This window comes from Mangrovibrevibacter kandeliae (genome assembly GCF_024519155.1).
In the GTDB taxonomy this organism is placed as follows: Bacteria; Pseudomonadota; Alphaproteobacteria; order Rhizobiales; family Rhizobiaceae; genus Mangrovibrevibacter; species Mangrovibrevibacter kandeliae.
In genome coordinates, this window is the sequence record NZ_JANIFJ010000001.1 from 1278365 (window position 1) to 1295211 (window position 16847).

The window sequence follows — 16847 nt, forward strand, 5'->3', positions numbered from 1 at the left end:
CAATCGGGCGCTTCGATGGTGGGTCATTGCGGTTGCTTTGGACGATGCGTGGCATAACATAGCGACGAGGGCAGGGGGATCGGCAGATCCTCCAGAACCCGACCGGAAGGAAGAACGAATGAGCAAAGTGAGCGGCGGCGATTCGAAGAATACGCTCTATTGCTCTTTCTGCGGAAAGAGCCAGCACGAAGTCCGTAAGCTGATCGCCGGGCCGACGGTCTTCATCTGCGACGAGTGCGTCGAATTGTGCATGGACATCATCAGGGAAGAAAACAAGTCTTCCATGGTGAAGTCGCGGGAAGGCGTGCCGACCCCGCAAGAGATCATCGGCGTTCTCGACGACTATGTCATCGGCCAGTCCTTCGCCAAGAAGGTGCTGTCGGTGGCGGTGCACAACCACTACAAGCGCCTCGCGCATGCGCAGAAGAACAACGACGTCGAGCTGGCGAAGTCGAACATCCTGCTGATCGGGCCGACCGGCTGCGGCAAGACGCTTCTCGCCCAGACGCTCGCCCGCATCCTCGACGTGCCGTTCACGATGGCCGATGCCACGACGTTGACCGAGGCCGGCTATGTCGGCGAGGACGTCGAGAACATCATCCTGAAGCTGCTTCAGTCGGCCGACTACAACGTCGAGCGGGCGCAGCGCGGCATCGTCTACATCGACGAGATCGACAAGATCTCCCGGAAGTCGGACAACCCGTCGATCACCCGCGACGTGTCGGGCGAAGGCGTGCAGCAGGCGCTCCTGAAGATCATGGAAGGCACGGTGGCCTCGGTGCCGCCGCAAGGCGGCCGCAAGCACCCGCAGCAGGAGTTCCTGCAGGTGGACACGGCGAACATCCTGTTCATCTGCGGCGGCGCCTTCGCCGGCCTCGACCGGATCATCTCCGACCGCGGCCGCAAGACCTCGATCGGCTTTGCCGCGAACGTCTCCTCGCCGGAGGATCGCCGCACCGGCGAGCTGTTCCGCCAGGTGGAGCCCGAGGATCTTCTCAAGTTCGGCCTGATCCCGGAGTTCGTCGGCCGTCTGCCTGTGCTGGCGACGCTGGAGGATCTCGACGAGCCCGCGCTGATGCAGATCCTCGTCCAGCCGAAGAACGCGCTGGTGAAGCAGTATCAGCGGCTGTTCGAGATGGAGAATGTCGAGCTGACCTTCCACGAGGACGCCCTGAAGGCGATCGCCAAGAAGGCGATCGAGCGCAAGACCGGCGCTCGCGGCCTGCGCTCGATCATGGAGGCGATGCTGCTCGACACGATGTTCGACCTGCCGACGCTGGAAGGCGTGCAGGAGGTCGTGATCTCCGAGGACGTCATCAACGGCAACGCCCGCCCGCTCTACATCTACGCAGAGCGCAAGGACGAGAAGGAGAACGTCAGCGCCTGACGCTGCCGTTTCGCCTGCGAAGCCCGTCATCATGACCCGCTCCGGCTGACCGCCGGGGCGGGTCTTTTGCGCTTCGCAACCGCCCGAACAATCAGCGGAACTGCTTATAAAATAACGGTTTCTCGCTTCGCGTCAGCTTGAATAAGCACGCGATCAGGCACACATTGGACGGATCAGACGGCGCGCCGCCGGGTGCTTCGAAAAGGCCCGGCGTGTGTGGCCGATGCGGCCCGGTCCGCGGAAAGGAAGAACACCATGCCCAACACGACCCCTGACCAGACGCCCGGAGAGGCTGCGTCCTACCCGGTGTTGCCGCTGCGCGACATCGTCGTGTTCCCGCATATGATCGTGCCGCTCTTCGTCGGACGCGAGAAATCGATCAAGGCGCTCGAGGAGGTGATGGGCGCCGACAAGCAGATCCTTCTGGCCACCCAGAAGAACGCCGGCGACGAGGATCCGACGCCAGGCGCCATCTACGATCTCGGCACCATCGCCAACGTGCTGCAGCTCCTGAAGCTGCCGGACGGCACCGTGAAGGTGCTCGTCGAGGGCGTGGCACGTGCGCGCATCACCCGCTTCACCGCCCGCACCGAATGGCACGAGGCGGTTGCGAGCGTCGTCGAGGAGAAGGAGGAGGATCCGGTCGAGATCGAGGCACTGGCCCGCTCGATGGTCTCCGAATTCGAGAACTACGTCAAGCTCAACAAGAAGATCTCGCCCGAAGTCGTTGGCGCCGCAGGGCAGATCGACGATTATTCCAAGCTGGCCGACACTGTCGCTTCGCATCTGGCGATCAAGATCCCCGAGAAGCAGGAGATGCTGGGCCTGACCAGCGTCCGTGACCGGCTGGAGAAGGCGCTCGGCTTCATGGAGGCCGAGATCTCCGTCCTCCAGGTTGAGAAGCGCATCCGCTCGCGCGTCAAGCGCCAGATGGAGAAGACGCAGCGCGAGTACTACCTCAACGAGCAGATGAAGGCGATCCAGAAGGAGCTCGGCGACGGCGAGGAAGGCCGCGACGAGGCTGCCGAGCTGGAGGAGCGCATCAAGAAGACCCGGCTGTCGAAGGAGGCGCGCGAGAAGGCCAACGGCGAGCTGAAGAAGCTTCGCCAGATGAGCCCGATGTCGGCCGAGGCGACGGTGGTGCGCAACTATCTCGACTGGCTGCTCGGCCTGCCCTGGGGCTCGCGCTCCAAGGTGCGCGTCGACCTGAAGAAGGCCGAGGAGATCCTCGATGCCGATCACTACGGGCTCGACAAGGTCAAGGAGCGCATCGTCGAGTATCTCGCAGTGCAGAGCCGCCAGACCAAGCTGAAGGGCCCGATCCTCTGCCTCGTCGGCCCTCCGGGCGTCGGCAAGACCTCGCTCGCCAAGTCGATCGCGCGTGCCACGGGGCGTGAGTACGTCCGCATGGCGCTCGGCGGCGTGCGCGACGAGGCCGAGATCCGCGGTCACCGCCGGACCTATATCGGCTCGATGCCCGGCAAGGTCATCCAGTCGATGAAGAAGGCCAAGAAGGCCAACCCGCTCTTCCTGCTCGACGAGATCGACAAGATGGGCATGGACTTCCGCGGCGATCCGTCCTCGGCTCTGCTCGAGGTGCTCGATCCGGAGCAGAACTCCACCTTCATGGACCACTATCTCGAGGTCGAGTACGACCTGTCGGGCGTGATGTTCGTCACCACGGCCAACACGCTGAACATCCCGGCGCCGCTGATGGACCGCATGGAGATCATCCGGCTGGCGGGCTACACCGAGGACGAGAAGGTGGAGATCGCCAAGCGCCATCTCCTGCCGAAAGCGATCCGCGATCATGCCCTGCGGGCCGAGGAGTTCTCGGTCGGCGAGGATGCGCTGCGCGAGATCGTGCGCCGCTACACCCGCGAGGCCGGCGTGCGCAACTTCGAGCGCGAGCTGATGACGCTCGCCCGCAAGGCCGTGACGCAGATCCTGAAGGGCGAGACGAAGTCGGTCGAGGTCACGGCGGCGAACCTGTCGGATCTCCTCGGGGTGCCGCGGTTCCGGTACGGCGAGGCGGAGTCGGACGATCAGGTCGGCGTGGTCACCGGTCTCGCCTGGACAGAGGTCGGCGGCGAGCTGCTGACGATCGAAGGCGTGATGATGCCCGGCAAGGGCAAGATGACCGTCACGGGCAACCTGAAGGACGTGATGAAGGAGTCGATCTCGGCTGCGGCGTCCTACGTCCGCTCGCGCGCCATCGACTACGGCATCAAGCCGCCGCTGTTCGAGAAGCGGGACATCCACGTCCACGTGCCGGAAGGCGCGACGCCGAAGGACGGCCCGTCTGCCGGCGTCGCGATGGCCACCGCGATCATCTCGGTCATGGCCGGCATCCCGGTGCGCCGGGACGTTGCGATGACCGGCGAGATCACGCTGCGCGGCCGGGTGCTGCCGATCGGCGGCCTCAAGGAGAAGCTGCTCGCCGCGTTGCGCGGCGGCATCAAGAAGGTCCTGATCCCCGAGGAGAACGCCAAGGACCTGGCGGACATCCCGGACAACGTGAAGAACAACCTCGAGATCGTGCCGGTCTCGCGCATGGGCGAGGTGCTCCGGCACGCGCTCGTGAAGGAGCCGACGCCGATCGAATGGTCGGAGGCCGAGGAGCCGCTGACCGGCTCGCTCCCGGTCGAGGATGGGGCCACCGCCGTGGCGCACTGAGCGAAACGGCAAAGAGAAGCGTAGAATGCCGCCCTTCGGGGCGGCATTTTTTTCATGAACGGCCTGCAAATCAGGGGACCGGGGCCTTTCTACGCTTGAATGATGATGCGGAGTCGCCCATCGTTAACGCAGTCCACGCGACTTCCGAGTCTTTCAGGGGAACGTCAATGAACAAGAACGAGCTGATCTCCGCCGTCGCCGAAAAGGCCGACCTCTCCAAGCAGCAGGCCAATGGCGCCGTCGATGCGGTGTTCGAGGTGCTGAGCGAGGCCATGGCGAAGGGTGACGACGTCCGGCTCGTCGGCTTCGGCACCTTCGCCGTCAGCCATCGCGCGGCGTCCAAGGGGCGCAACCCGTCCACCGGCGCCGAGGTCGACATTCCGGCCCGCAACGTGCCGAAGTTCACGCCCGGCAAGGGCCTGAAGGACGCGGTCAACACGAAGTAAGATCGCCTGCGGTACAGCCGGCGCGCAACACGCCGGCCGCTTTCCTCTGGCGTGCTCCCGCGGGGAGCCGCTGGCGCCGCCGCTGCGGCGGCGCCGTATCAGCTCTGCTGGCTCTTCAGGCTGCTGTCCTTGCCCGACGCGTTGGTCTTTGGCGCGGTCAGGCCGCTGACATTGTCGTCGCCCTCCATCGCCGCCTCCGGCGCGAAGTTGCGGCGGTTGCCGGCGTGGTCGTGATACTGCTCGCTTTGCACCGCCTTGCCATCCAGCCCGCGCTCGTCGCTGTGCAGGGCCTTGTCGCGGTTGCTCAGCACCTGGTTTTCGCCGAGCAGGCCTTCCGGCAGTTCCGCCATCGCGCCGCTGCCGTCGCCCTTGCCGCGGCTGTCGTGGCTGAGGTGATGCTTGGTGGCGTTCGCCATCGCTGGTCTCCCTTCCTCAAATCCGGCTCGAAGCCGTTGGCAGGGAGGGTAGGAGCTTCGGGCCGAGCGGCAAGCCAAGTCGTTGATCGCAAACGACAGGGGGTCGATGCGCCGCAGCCCGGCCCGATCTGAGGCGACGGGCTCGTGTCTTGTCTGGGCGGGCGCTCTCCACGCCCGGCTTCTTGCGCTTTTCAGGCCGAGGCTCTATGCGACGGGGATCCCTGAGGGGCGGTTAGCTCAGTTGGTAGAGCGCCTCGCTTACACCGAGGATGTCGGGAGTTCGAGCCTCTCACCGCCCACCAGTACCCGCCGATTTGGCCAGCTCAATATGCCACCGCACCGCCGTCTGCGCGCGGGTCGCTGGCGCCTTCGAGGACGCCCGAGGGGTGGCGCACCAGCGCGCCCGCATGCCCGGCCGCGTCCGAGAAGGGCGCGATGATCTCCACCTCGTGCCCGGCCGCGCGCAGCGCCTCGATCAGCGGCGGCGGAAAGCGATCCTCGAGCTTCAGCGTCGTCGTCGCCTCGCCCCAGGTGCGCCCGAGCAGCCAGCGCGGCGCCGTGACGGCCATCTGCAGACCCTCGCCGTACAGGGCATAGCGGCTGAACACGGCGGCCTGCGTCTGCGGTTGGCCTTCGCCGCCCATCGTGCCGTAGGCCATCACCCGGCCGTCCTTGAGATGGGCGAGGGCCGGGTTCAGCGTGTGGAACGGCCGGCGGTATGGCCCGAGCTCGTTCGGCCCCGGCTGGAGCGAGAAGCCGGCGCCGCGGTTCTGGAAGGTCACGCCGGTCTGAGGGCAGGTGAGCCCCGAGCCGAACTCCCAGAAGACGCTCTGGATGAAGGACACGACGGTGCCCTCGCGGTCGGCCGCGCCCATCCAGATCGTGTCGCCGGGCTTCGCGACATGCGGCCAGGGCAGGGCCGTGCGCGGGTCGATCCGGCCCGCAAGAGCGTCCAGCCGGTCCGGGGCCAGCCATGCCGTTGCCGGCGGGTCCATGCGGTCGGGATCGCCGAGGCCGGCATTCCTCAGGATGAACGCCTGCTTGGTCGCCTCGATCAGCCCGTGCAGGTGATCGAAGCCCTCGGGCTTCGCGACCTTCAGGCGGTCGAAGAGCGCGAGGATCATCAGGGCGGAGACGCCCTGCGTCGGCGGCGGCAGGTTGTAGAGCGTGCCGGCCGACAGCTCGACCGACAGCGGCTCGACGATCTCGGCCTCGAAGCGCTCGAAGTCGGCGCTGCGCAACGGCGAGCCGGCGGCTTCGAGAAAGGCGCCGTGCGCCGCGGCGATGGCGCCGCGATAGAAGGCGTCGAGGCCGTCGCTCGCGAGCGTCTCCAGCGTCCGCGCGAGCGCCGGCTGGCGCAGCACGTCGCCGGCCTGCGGTGGTGCGCCGCGCGGCAGGAAGACCTCGGCGAAGCCCGGCACGTCCTTCAGCCCGTCGAGCTTGGCGCGGGTCGTGTCGGCCTGGTTGCCGGTGACGACGATGCCGTCGCGGGCATAGCCGACCGCCGCCTGCAGCAGCGTCGCCAGCGGGAGGCGTCGGGCGTCGGGCACGAGGTCGAGCGCCTTCGCCCAGCCGGAGATCGTCGCCGGCACGGTGAGTGCGGCGAGCGGGCCGCGGGTCGGCATCGTCTCGGTGTGGCCGCGCTCGGCGTACCAGGCGGGTGTCGCGAGACCGGCGGCGCGGCCGGCGGCGGAGATCGCGACCGGCGCCTCGCCCGGCCGGTGGATCAGCCAGAAGCCGTCGCCGCCGATGCCGTTCATGTGCGGATAGGTGACGGCGATCGTCGCAGCCGCCGCGACCATCGCCTCGATCGCCGTGCCGCCGGCTGCGAGCACGTCACGCCCGGCGAGCGCCGCCGCCAGATGCGGCGCCGTCACGCAGCCGTTGAGACCCTTCGCGCTATGCAGCATCGCTCACCACCCGATCGCTTTCGGCAACCACAGCGCCATACCCGGAAACAGCCAGACCAGGAACAGCCCGAAGAGCTGGACTGCGATGAAGGGCACGACGCCGCGATAGATGTCGCTGGTCTTCAGCTCCGGCGGCGCCACCCCCTTCAGGAAGAACAGCGCCCAGCCGAAGGGCGGCGTCAGGAACGAGGTCTGCAGGTTGACGGCCACCAGGATCGACACCCAGGCGAGGTCGACCCCGGACCGGTGCAGCACCGGCAGGAACAGCGGCAGGGCGATGTAGGAGATCTCGATCCATTCGAGGAAGAAGCCGAGCACGAAGAGCAGCGCCATCAGGAACAGGAGCTGGCCGTCGATGCCGCCCGGCACGTAGGCGAAGGCGTCCTGCACCAGCCGCTCGCCGCCGAGGCCGCGGAAGGCGAGCGAGAAGACCTGCGCGAAGATCAGGATGAAGAACACCATCGCGCTGGTGACGAAGGCGCCCTTGATCACCTCGCTCATGACGCGCGGGGTGAGCCGCCCGGAGAAGAAGGCCAGCAGGATGGAGCCGAAGGCGCCCATGGCGGCGGCTTCCGTCGGCGCAGCGAGGCCGCCGATGATCGAGCCGAGCACCAGGACGATCAGCGCGAGCGGCGGCAGCACGACGGTCAGCAGCCGCCGGCCGAGCTCGCCGCCGGAGAGCGCCCGCCGCTCCTCGATCGGGATCGCCGGCATGCGGTCCGGCAGCACGAGGCCGAGGACGATGATGTAGACGACGAAGAGGCCGGAGAGCATCAGGCCCGGGATCAGCGCCGCCGCGAACAGCGTGCCGACCGACTGGCCCATGATGTCGGCGAGGAGGATCAGCACGAGGCTCGGCGGGATCAGCTGGCCGAGCGTGCCCGAGGCGCAGATGACGCCCGCCGCGACGCCCTTGTCGTAGCCGCGCCGGATCAAAGGGTTGAGCGAGATCAGACCGACGGTGACGACGGTCGCCCCGACGACCCCCGATGCTGCGCCCATCAGCACGCCGACCAGGATGATGGCGAGCGCCATGCCGCCCCTGAGGCCCCCCATCGCGAGGCCGATGACGTCGAGGAGATCCTCCGCCATCTTCGATCGTTCGAGCATGATGCCCATGAAGATGAACAGCGGCAGCGCCAGGAAGGTGTAGTTGGTGACGACGCCGAAGACCCGCGCGGGCAGAAGGCCGAAGAGCAGGCTGCCGAAGCCGGCATAGCCGAAGACGAAGCCGCAGACGGCAAGGCAGATCGGCACCGGCAGGCCGCCGAGCAACAGGAGAAAGAACGCGCCGATCATCGCCAGCGCGAGGATTTCGTTGACGGGCATGCCTCAGCTTTCGAGATGGGCGGGTGCGACGGGGTGCGGCCGGCCGGCGACGTCGAGGATAAAGCGGGCGACCGCCTGAATGGCGAGGAGGGCGAAGGCGGTCGGTATCGCCGCCTTGAGGATCCAGCGGTCGGGCAGGCCGCCCGGATCGGCCGAACCTTCGCCGAGCGTGAAGCTCTGGGCCACGAACTTCAGCGACAGCCACAGCGTGAAGAGCGCGACGGCGGCGAGCAGGAGGTCGCCGACCGCGTTCACCACCCGCTTCGTGCGCGCCGGGAAATGGGCATAGAGGACGTCGACCCGCACCTCCTCGCCGCGGTTGATGACGTAGGGCATGCCGAACAGCGCAAGCACCGCCATCAGGTGCCACTCCATCTCCTGCAGGGCCACCGAGCCGTAGGAGAAGAGGTAGCGGGCGAAGACGTTGAAGGCGATCAGGAGGACGAGTGCGAGGCCGAGCCAGGCAACCGCCTCGCAGATACGGCGGACGAGGCGATCAGCCCCGTCCGCGATGCGAGAGAGCAGGCTCACGACTTGTAGAGGACCGGCAGGAGCGGCTCGTTCGACGTCGCTGCCCACGCGCCATACTGCGCCTTGAAGGCCATGTAGGCCTCGTGGACCTTCTTGGTCTGCGGGTCGGCTGCGGCAAGCTCCTCCAGTGTCTGCTTGGTGACCTCGCGCAGCTTCTCCACGACGTCCTGCGGCAGCGGCTGGGCGATCACGCCGAAATTGTCGACGAGGTCCTTCATCGCCTCGGCGTTGGTCGCATCGCACCAGGCGTTGCTCTCGACGTTGCAGGCCATGGCCGCCGCCTTGACGATCGCCTTCAGGTCGTCCGGCAGGCCGTCCCAGGCGGCCTTGTTGATGAGGAGCTCGGTGACGTTGTTCGGCTCGTGCCAGCCGGTCGTGTAGTAGTATTTCGCCGCCTTCTGCAGCCCGAGCCGGCGGTCCTGGTACGGCCCGACGAACTCGGCCGCGTCGATGACGCCGCGCTCGAGCGCCGGGAAGATCTCGCCGCCGGGCAGCAGCTGCACGTTGACACCGAGCTTGGCGTAGACCTTTCCGGCAAGGCCGGGGATGCGCATCTTCAGGCCGTTGAAGTCCTCGACCGACTTGATCTCCTTGCGGAACCAGCCGGTCATCTGGACACCGGTGTTGCCCATCGGAAAGGCCACGAGCCCGAGCGGCTCGTAGACCTCGTGCCACAGCTCGATGCCGCCGCCGTTGTACATCCAGGCGTTGGTGCCCGCGACGTCCATGCCGAAGGGCACGGTCGTGAAATACTGCGCGGCCGGGATCTTGCCGGCCCAGTAATAGGCGTTCGCGGCGTTCATCTCGACGACGCCGCCCTGCACGGCGTCGAAGCCTTCGAGAGCCGGAATCAGTTCACCGGCGGCGAAGTGCTGGATCGTCAGCCGGCCGTCCGACATCGCGGCGACCTTCTTGCAGAAGTCTGTCGGACTGCCCGGACCCTCGACGTAGAACGGCGATCCCGGTCCGTAGGCATTGGTCATCTTCCAGCTGAAGCTGGTCTGGGCCCGTGCGACGGCCGGCATCGCCACCGCTCCGGTGGCGGCGAGCGCCGAGCCCCGCAGGAATTCACGCCGTTTCATGCTGCTCTCCTCTTACCTCTGCGGCCCCGCTCGCCGGCGCCGCTGGCTGGTGCAAAGCACGCAGCGTGCCAGTTTGCCGCAGAGGGGGCGGGATGGGGCCGGAATGCGAGCGGCAGCCGCAAGCTGCGTCGATCAGCACGCGCCAGATGCGCGTACACACGGCATAGGCATTTGCGCGGATATGCATACGCGCGCGGCAGAAGATGCAGAAGGTGCGCATCTCGTGAGCGGATCGGTCGGCGCGCGGGTGTCACGCGCTGGACGTCTCGGCATCGTCGGTTCTGGGACTTGGGCCCGATTCACCAGCGCTGGACGGTGTTTGCTGCGTCGCAAGAACTTCGTCGGGCTGCAATTCGCACGCCTAGGAGAGCCGCTACGACTGGGATGAGTTCTGGAACGTCTCCAAACCCGGGAACAGCTCACATGCGTCAGACCCTCAAGTTCACGCGCCGCCACTTCCTCGCATCGGCCGGCGCCGCCGGCGTGGTGGCCGGCAGTGGCCTCGCCATGCCGTCGATCAGCCGCGCCCAGTCGCGCCCGTCCTTCACGCACGGCGTCCAGTCCGGCGACGTCGACACCTCTTCGGGCATGGCCTGGGTGCGGGCCGACCGGCCGTCGCACGTCGACTTCGAGTGGGCGACCACCGAAAGCTTCAAGAACGCCCGCAAGCTGCATCCGCTGACGGCGATGCCGGAGTCCGACTTTGCGGTGAAGCGTCTGCTCGAGGGGCTGCCGTCCGACCAGGACATCTTCTGGCGCGCCGTCGCCACCGACCTCACCGACGTCAACGGCGTCTCGGAGCCGATCACCGGCCGCTTCCGGACCGCGCCCGCCTCGCGCCGCTCGGTCAAGTTCACCTGGTCGGGCGACACCGTCGGCCAGGGCTGGGGGATCGACGAGAGCCGCGGCGGCATGAAGGCCTACGGCACCATGGCCAGGCACCAGCCGGACTTCTTCCTGCACTCGGGCGACACGATCTATGCCGACGGCCCGCTCAAGGAGAGCGTCGACCTCAAGGACGGCACGGTCTGGAAGAACATCGTCACCCCCGAGAAGTCGAAGGTCGCCGAGACGCTCGACGAGTATCGCGGCCAGTGGAAGTACAACCTTCTCGACAAGAACGTGCGCGACCTCTATGCGAGCGTCCCGGTCTTCTACCAGTGGGACGACCACGAGGTCCTGAACAATTGGTCTTCCTCGAAGGACCTCAGCGCCGACGACCGCTATACCGTCAAGGACATCGAGCTCCTCGCCGCCCGCGCGGCGCGCGCCTATCACGAGATGACCTCGATCCGCTACGCGCCGCAGGAGCCGGGCCGGGTCTACCGCAAGATCGCCTATGGTCCGCTGGTCGACGTCTTCTTCCTCGACATGCGCAGCTATCGCGGCCCGAACAATGACGGCATGGCGAGCGCGCTGTCGCCGGCCGCCCAGATGATGGGGCCGGAGCAGATCGCCTGGCTGAAGCGCGAGCTTGTGAACTCGAACGCGACCTGGAAGGTGATCGCCGCCGACATGCCGCTCGGGCTGATCGTCTGGGACGACTTCGCCAATGCGAAGGGTGTCGAGGCCGTGGCGAACGGCGACAACGGCCCGGCCAAGGGCCGCGAACTCGAATTCGCCGACCTGTTGCGCTTCATCAAGTCGGCCGGCGTGAAGAACACCGTCTGGCTGACCGCCGACGTGCACTACACGGCGGCCCACCACTACAGCCCGGACCGGGCGCAGTTCCAGGACTTCGAGCCGTTCTGGGAGTTCGTCTCCGGCCCGATCCACGCCGGCACCTTCGGCCCGAACGGCCTCGACATGACCTTCGGCCCCGAGGTCCGCTTCATCAAGGCGCCGACCGAGGAGCAGGGGCAGAACCTGCCGCCCTCTGCCGGGCTGCAGTTCTTCGGCATCGTCGAGGTCGACGGCGCGAGCGAGCAGATGACCGTGCGCCTGATGGATGCCGACGACAACGAGCTCTGGTCGACGACCCTCGACCCGCAGCAGAGCATCTGACTCCGCAGTCCCGCATCCGTCGACAGGGCGGCCCGGTCCGGCAGGACCGGGCCGCTTCGCGTTTGCAAACCGGTCCGTGCCACTGCTAAGCCGACCGAAGAATTCCAAGCTTCGGAGACAGGCGATGCAGCAGCGCACACTCGGTCATGGTGGTCCTCAGGTCGGTGCGGTCGGGCTCGGCTGCATGAGCTTTGCCGGCGTCTACGGAGGAACCGACCTCGCCGAGAGCCATCGCACCCTTGCAGCCGCGCTCGAACTCGGCGTCACGCATCTCGACACCGCGCTGATCTACGGCAACGGCCTCTCAGAGGAGGTGATCGGCGCCTTCATCAAGGACCATCCCGGCCGCTTCTCGATCGCCACCAAGGGTGGCATCCGGACGCAGCCGACGCGCAGCTTCGACAACTCCGAGGCGTATCTGCGCGACTGTCTCGAAGGCTCTCTGCGTCGCCTCGGCGTCGAGCACGTCGACCTATACTACATCCACCGCCGCGACCAGACGATCCCGATCGAGGAGGTGACGGGCACGCTGTCGCGCTTCGTCGAGGAGGGCAAGATCGGCGGCATCGGCTACTCCGAGATCGCGCCGGCCTCGCTGGAGCGCGCCGCGGCGGTGCATCCGGTGCGGGCGGTGCAGAGCGAGTACTCGCTGTGGACCCGCCTGCCGGAGCTCGGGATGCTTCAGGCCTGCGCCCGTCTCGGCACGGCCTTCGTGGCGTTCTCGCCGGTCGGGCGTGGCATCTTCGGCGAGACGCCGCTTGATCCTTCAGCCTTCTCCGACAAGGACTTCCGCAAGAACAATCCGCGCTTCGTCGAACCGAACTATTCAGCCAACGAAGCGTTCGTCGCGCGTTTGCGCGACTACGCCCGCAGCCGTGGCTGGAGCGTGGCGGCGCTCGCCATCGCGTGGACGCTGGCGAAGTGGGAGCATGTCATCAGCATTCCCGGCACGCGCTCGCCGGAGCATCTGGCCGTCGACGCGTCGGCCGCCGACATCGCGCTGACCGCAGAGGATCTGGCCGCGATCGACGCCATCCTGCCGCCGGGCTTCGCGCATGGCGACCGCTACTCCGATGCCCAGGCACTCGGGCCCGAGCGCTACTGCTGACGATCGCGCACAGTCGCCCCGGCCTCGGGCGCCTCTCGCGCGCACGCGCCCGATGAACTAGCCTGCGGTCGCCGCGCCGCTTCGCCGGCGGCCCGAGATGTCGAGGATGATTCCATGAGCAGCCAGCCGAATTCGCCCGAGGCACGCGACGTCGCCTATCACCTCCACAGCTACACCAATGCGCGGCTGCACGAAGCGAACGGCCCGCTGGTGATCGAGCGCGGCGAGGGCGTCTATGTCGAGGACGGCGAGGGCAAGCGCTACATCGAGGCGATGAGCGGCCTCTGGTCGGTCGCGCTCGGCTGGGGCGAGGAGCGGCTCGTCGAGGCGGCGGCTCGGCAGATGCGCAAGCTGCCCTACTACCACACCTTTACCCACAAGTCGCACGGGCCGGTGATCGAGCTCGCCGAGAAGCTGGTCGGCATGGCGCCGGTGCCGATGTCGAAGGCCTACTTCACCAATTCGGGCTCGGAGGCGAACGACACCGTCATCAAGATGCTGTGGTACCGCGCCAATGCGCTCGGCCAGCCGCAGAAGAAGAAGATCATCAGCCGGGTGAAGGGGTATCACGGCGTGACGCTGGCCAGCGCCAGCCTCACCGGTTTGCCCAACAACCATCGCTCCTTCGATCTGCCGATCGAGCGGGTGCTGCACACCATGACACCGCATCACTGGCGCGAAGGGCAGCCGGGCGAAAGCGAAGAAGACTTCGCCACGCGCTGCGCCGACGAACTGGACGCGCTGATCGAGCGTGAGGGCGCCGATACCATCGCCGCCTTCATCGGCGAGCCGGTGATGGGCGCCGGCGGCGTGATCGTGCCGCCCGCGACCTACTGGGAGAAGATCCAGGCGGTCCTCGCCAGGCACGACGTGCTCCTCGTCGCCGACGAGGTGATCACCGGCTTCGGGCGGACCGGCAACATGTTCGGCAGCCAGACCTTCGGCATTCGGCCGGACATCATGACGCTGTCGAAGCAACTGACCTCCTCGTACATCCCGATGTCGGCGCTCTTGATCAACGAGCGGGTCTACCAGCCGCTCGCCGAGGAGAGCGGGGCGATCGGCACGTTCGGCCACGGCTATACGGCGGCAGGCCATCCCGTCGGTGCGGCCGTCGCACTGGAGAACCTCGCGATCATCGAGGAGCGGGACCTCGTCGGGCGTGTGCGCGACCTCGCGCCGCTGATGCAGTCGCGCCTGCGCCGGTTCGCCGAGCATCCGCTCGTCGGCGAGGCCCGCGGCGTCGGCCTGATGGGCGCGGTCGAGCTCGTCACCGACAAGACGTCGAAGACCGCGCTGGAGAAGCCGGGCGCGCTCGGCGCCGCGGTGTTCGCCGAACTGCAGTCGCGCGGCGTCATCGGTCGCGCGATCGGCGACGCCATCGCCTTCTGTCCGCCTCTGATCATCTCCGAGGCGCAACTCGACACGGTGTTCGACACGCTGGCTTCCGCTCTGGATGCCGTCCAGAAGCAGCTTGGCGACCATGCGGTTTCCGCCGTGGCCTCTCCTGCTCCGGGCGGGGCGGACGCGGGCGAGGTGCGAACGGACCGAGGCGCTTAACCTCCGGTTAAACCGATTTGAACTGAGCGAATGGCTTGTATGCGCCTCGGCGCATGGGTGAGCGTCCCGCCGCCTGCTATGTTGCGTTGCATCAAACGCAGCCAAGGACTATCGCCATGAAGATCGCAAGAACGCTTCGCGCCATGCTTGGCGGCAACGAGCATGTCGACTTCGAGCGCAACTACCTGAACCAGGCCGTCTCGCTCGCCGACCTCGAGCGGCGCCAGCGTGAACTCGACGCCGGCCGTCGCGATCACCGCTACTACTCCTTCTGAACGGCCGGCGCCGGCAGACCGAGCAGCGGCGATCAGGTCAGTTCGGCCTCGATGGCGGCGGGGTTGACGACGCCCTCGGCGAGATCGGTGAGAAGATCATCGGTGTCGCGCTCTTCGTCGAGGATTCCCTCCAGGATCTGGGCTTCCTCTTCCCTCTCGAACGTCGTGGCGTGTGCGGCGAGGGTTCCGTAGATGGCGATCTCGTAGTGCTCGATTCGCTGTGCCGCGGCGATCAGCACCGCGTCGCGCAACGGGCCGGCCCGCATCCCCGCGGTCAGCGCGCGCCATTCGGCGACCAGCGCCGACAAGGTGGCATCGTCGTCGCTGGCGGCGTCGTCGCCTGCATCGTCCTCGTCGAGAAGGTCGTCGAGGATCGCTGCAACCTGCTCCTCGTGCTCCTCCGTCTCTTCCGCGTGGCTCCGGAACGCCAGCTTGAGACGGCGCTCGGATGCCGCCTGCTCCATCAGCGGCAGGGCCTCCGCCAGGAGCTGTTCCAGCCGGTGGGCACGTCGCAGTTCCGCGACGTACATGTCCTTCAACGTGGTGATCGGCATGGGCGTCCTCTGGTCGGGGTCTGCAAGAACCGCAGCGACCGGGCTTGGTTCCAGTGCCCGACGCAGAGCTTCAGCGCCGTGTCGATGAGGGGGTCGCCGCGGCGATTGGCCGGCTGAGAAAGCGCGACCCCGCCGCCGCGAAGCGCCACGGCGTGTCGACGCCGCGGCTGATGCCGATGCGCGGCGCGCAGACGACGGTCACCGGCTCGCTGCGGGGCAGCAGCCGGAACGGCGGCGCGTCGAGCGCGAGCCCATCCTGCGCCTTCGACAGCCCCAGCGCCTGGCACAGCCGGCCCGGCCCGGCGCAGAGCTTGCGCTCGTCGCGCGTGCCGCGACGGTCCTGCATCGCCGCGACACCGTGCTCCGGCACAAGGGCTCGGATGAGCACGGCGCTGCCGACGCCCGCCGGCTCGCAGACGACGTTCAGGCACCAGTGGACGCCATAGGAGAAGTAGACATAGGCGTGGCCGGGCGGTCCGAACATCGACCCATTGCGGCGCGTCGGCCCCATGTGGCTGTGCGAGGCCGGGTCCGCCTCTTCGTAGGCTTCGGTCTCGACGATTGTGCCCCCGACGCCGTCGACGAGCAGCGTCGCGCCGACCAGATCGCGGGCGACCGCAGCGGCGGGCCGGTCGAACCAGCCGCGAGACAGCGGCGTGCCTTGCGTCACCGGGCGAGGTGCCAGCGCGCCGCGTAAAGCGCGACCGCGGCTGCATTCGAGACGTTCAGCGACTTGATCCGGCCGGGAACGTCCAGTCTGGCCAGAGAAGCCACCGTGTCGCGCGTCTTCTGCCGCAGGCCCTTGCCCTCCGAGCCGAGGATCAGCGCGACCTTGCGGCCGGCGAGCGCCGCCTCGAGCGGCTGCGGCCCCTCCGAGTCGAGGCCGACCGTCTGGTAGCCGAGGCTCGCGAGCTCGCCGAGGGCGTCGGCAAGGTTGACCACCTCGATGTGCGGCACGACCTCGAGCGCACCAGACGCAGACTTCGCAAGGACACCCGATTCCTGGGGCGAGTGACGTGTCGTGGTGATCAGCGCGCCGACGTCGAAGGCCGCCGCCGAGCGCAGGATCGCGCCGACATTGTGGGGATCGGTCACCTGGTCGAGCACCAGCAGGAGATTCGCTTCGGCCAGCGAATCGAGACGCCGGGCCGGCAGCGGGTCGGCCTCCAGCATCACGCCCTGGTGGACGGCGTCGGTGCCGAGCTCCTGGTCGAGCAGCTTTGGCTCGACGATCTCGAGCGGGCAGGGCGGTTCGCCCGCCAGCTCGAGGCGGTTGACCGCGTTGCGGGTCGCCAGCAGGCGATGCAGCCTGCGCTCGGGATTGGCGAGCGCCGCCTGCACCGTATGGATGCCATAGAGCCGCACGCGGTCGGCCGGCGCCGGGCGCCCGGGATGGCTCGGCCGCCGCGGCCGCACCGGCGGTGCGCCGCGGGTCTTCTCCCGGTGCGCCCGCCGCAGGCGTGCATAATGACTGTCTTTCGGGGTGCCGCCGGTATCGTTGTCGCTCATGGCCGCCTGCTTAGCGGCTGCGCCGTGCGCGCACAACGCGTCGGTGGCAGCTGGCTGTCC

At 67.7% G+C, this 16847-nt stretch carries 14 protein-coding genes, 1 tRNA gene and 1 pseudogene; 8 read left to right on the top strand and 8 right to left on the bottom strand.

Features of this window, described 5'->3' with window-relative positions:
• The first annotated feature begins 118 nt into the window (after positions 1–118).
• From clpX to NPA30_RS19675, 3 genes are all read left to right on the top strand, one after another.
• Positions 119–1387 (top strand): ATP-dependent Clp protease ATP-binding subunit ClpX, encoded by a 1269-nt coding sequence (clpX, locus tag NPA30_RS06210; protein WP_256801482.1) that lies wholly within the window; start codon positions 119–121, stop codon positions 1385–1387.
• A 255-nt stretch (positions 1388–1642) separates the two neighbouring features.
• Entirely contained in the window at positions 1643–4063 is a 2421-nt protein-coding gene (gene lon / locus NPA30_RS06215; protein WP_256801483.1) for an endopeptidase La, read from the top strand.
• Positions 3991–4509 (top strand): HU family DNA-binding protein, encoded by a 519-nt coding sequence (locus NPA30_RS19675; RefSeq protein ID WP_456238251.1) that lies wholly within the window; start codon positions 3991–3993, stop codon positions 4507–4509. Before lon ends, NPA30_RS19675 begins: the two co-directional genes overlap by 73 nt.
• 98 nt (positions 4510–4607) lie before the next feature.
• On the opposite strand, the gene NPA30_RS06225 is transcribed toward NPA30_RS19675, so the two are convergent.
• A complete protein-coding gene (locus tag NPA30_RS06225) occupies positions 4608–4925 on the bottom strand; it encodes a hypothetical protein (RefSeq protein WP_256801484.1) in 318 nt (105 codons plus the stop codon).
• Positions 4926–5151: 226 nt separating this feature from the next.
• Between NPA30_RS06225 and NPA30_RS06230 the strand changes: the two genes are divergently transcribed.
• Positions 5152–5227, top strand: a tRNA-Val gene (locus tag NPA30_RS06230).
• 21 nt (positions 5228–5248) lie between these two features.
• Here NPA30_RS06230 and NPA30_RS06235 read toward each other — a convergent pair.
• The 4 genes from NPA30_RS06235 to NPA30_RS06250 are packed head-to-tail and all read right to left on the bottom strand — an operon-like array spanning position 5249 to position 9777.
• Complete coding sequence (locus tag NPA30_RS06235; RefSeq protein ID WP_256801485.1) at positions 5249–6835, bottom strand: gamma-glutamyltransferase family protein; 1587 nt, start codon at positions 6833–6835, stop codon at positions 5249–5251.
• Positions 6836–6838: 3 nt separating this feature from the next.
• Positions 6839–8164 (bottom strand): TRAP transporter large permease, encoded by a 1326-nt coding sequence (locus NPA30_RS06240; protein ID WP_256801486.1) that lies wholly within the window; start codon positions 8162–8164, stop codon positions 6839–6841.
• A 3-nt stretch (positions 8165–8167) separates the two neighbouring features.
• Positions 8168–8695: a TRAP transporter small permease subunit gene (locus tag NPA30_RS06245; RefSeq protein ID WP_256801487.1), complete on the bottom strand. Its 528-nt coding sequence runs from the start codon at positions 8693–8695 to the stop codon at positions 8168–8170.
• Positions 8692–9777, bottom strand: a complete 1086-nt coding sequence (locus NPA30_RS06250; protein ID WP_256801488.1) for a TRAP transporter substrate-binding protein — start codon at positions 9775–9777, stop codon at positions 8692–8694. The genes NPA30_RS06245 and NPA30_RS06250 overlap by 4 nt, the downstream gene beginning before the upstream one ends.
• A gap of 423 nt (positions 9778–10200) precedes the next feature.
• On the opposite strand from NPA30_RS06250, the gene NPA30_RS06255 reads away from it, so the two are divergent.
• The 4 genes and pseudogenes from NPA30_RS06255 to NPA30_RS06270 all read left to right on the top strand — a co-directional run bounded on the left by NPA30_RS06255 (position 10201) and on the right by NPA30_RS06270 (position 14724).
• Positions 10201–11781 (top strand): alkaline phosphatase D family protein, encoded by a 1581-nt coding sequence (locus NPA30_RS06255; protein WP_256801489.1) that lies wholly within the window; start codon positions 10201–10203, stop codon positions 11779–11781.
• A 124-nt stretch (positions 11782–11905) separates the two neighbouring features.
• On the top strand, positions 11906–12889 hold the full coding sequence (locus NPA30_RS06260; protein ID WP_256801490.1) for an aldo/keto reductase: 984 nt from the start codon (positions 11906–11908) through the stop codon (positions 12887–12889).
• Positions 12890–13003: 114 nt separating this feature from the next.
• A pseudogene (locus NPA30_RS06265) lies at positions 13004–14368 on the top strand (aspartate aminotransferase family protein); the annotation flags it as partial.
• 197 nt (positions 14369–14565) lie between these two features.
• Positions 14566–14724: a DUF3563 family protein gene (locus NPA30_RS06270; protein ID WP_256801491.1), complete on the top strand. Its 159-nt coding sequence runs from the start codon at positions 14566–14568 to the stop codon at positions 14722–14724.
• 32 nt (positions 14725–14756) lie between these two features.
• Here NPA30_RS06270 and NPA30_RS06275 read toward each other — a convergent pair whose 3' ends face one another.
• The 3 genes from NPA30_RS06275 to NPA30_RS06285 all read right to left on the bottom strand — a co-directional run bounded on the left by NPA30_RS06275 (position 14757) and on the right by NPA30_RS06285 (position 16787).
• The gene (locus NPA30_RS06275; protein WP_256801492.1) at positions 14757–15278 is read right to left on the bottom strand and encodes a YciE/YciF ferroxidase family protein; all 522 of its coding nucleotides are present in this window, start codon (positions 15276–15278) and stop codon (positions 14757–14759) included.
• Between the two features lie 70 nt (positions 15279–15348).
• A complete protein-coding gene (locus NPA30_RS06280) occupies positions 15349–15948 on the bottom strand; it encodes a DNA-3-methyladenine glycosylase (protein ID WP_256801493.1) in 600 nt (199 codons plus the stop codon).
• Positions 15945–16787, bottom strand: coding sequence for a TrmH family RNA methyltransferase (locus NPA30_RS06285; protein WP_256801494.1), 843 nt, complete (start codon positions 16785–16787; stop codon positions 15945–15947). Before NPA30_RS06285 ends, NPA30_RS06280 begins: the two co-directional genes overlap by 4 nt.
• Between the last annotated feature and the right edge of the window lie 60 nt (positions 16788–16847).

What these genes read in the sequence shown, in the direction of transcription:
- clpX (WP_256801482.1), top strand. Translation starts at nt 119, where the DNA reads ATGAGCAAAGTGAGCGGCGGCGATTCGAAGAATACGCTCTATTGCTCT.
- lon (WP_256801483.1), top strand. Translation starts at nt 1,643, where the DNA reads ATGCCCAACACGACCCCTGACCAGACGCCCGGAGAGGCTGCGTCCTAC.
- NPA30_RS19675 (WP_456238251.1), top strand. Translation starts at nt 3,991, where the DNA reads ATGGTCGGAGGCCGAGGAGCCGCTGACCGGCTCGCTCCCGGTCGAGGA.
- NPA30_RS06225 (WP_256801484.1), bottom strand. Translation starts at nt 4,925, where the DNA reads ATGGCGAACGCCACCAAGCATCACCTCAGCCACGACAGCCGCGGCAAG.
- NPA30_RS06235 (WP_256801485.1), bottom strand. Translation starts at nt 6,835, where the DNA reads ATGCTGCATAGCGCGAAGGGTCTCAACGGCTGCGTGACGGCGCCGCAT.
- NPA30_RS06240 (WP_256801486.1), bottom strand. Translation starts at nt 8,164, where the DNA reads ATGCCCGTCAACGAAATCCTCGCGCTGGCGATGATCGGCGCGTTCTTT.
- NPA30_RS06250 (WP_256801488.1), bottom strand. Translation starts at nt 9,777, where the DNA reads ATGAAACGGCGTGAATTCCTGCGGGGCTCGGCGCTCGCCGCCACCGGA.
- NPA30_RS06255 (WP_256801489.1), top strand. Translation starts at nt 10,201, where the DNA reads ATGCGTCAGACCCTCAAGTTCACGCGCCGCCACTTCCTCGCATCGGCC.
- NPA30_RS06260 (WP_256801490.1), top strand. Translation starts at nt 11,906, where the DNA reads ATGCAGCAGCGCACACTCGGTCATGGTGGTCCTCAGGTCGGTGCGGTC.
- NPA30_RS06270 (WP_256801491.1), top strand. Translation starts at nt 14,566, where the DNA reads ATGAAGATCGCAAGAACGCTTCGCGCCATGCTTGGCGGCAACGAGCAT.
- NPA30_RS06275 (WP_256801492.1), bottom strand. Translation starts at nt 15,278, where the DNA reads ATGCCGATCACCACGTTGAAGGACATGTACGTCGCGGAACTGCGACGT.
- NPA30_RS06285 (WP_256801494.1), bottom strand. Translation starts at nt 16,787, where the DNA reads ATGAGCGACAACGATACCGGCGGCACCCCGAAAGACAGTCATTATGCA.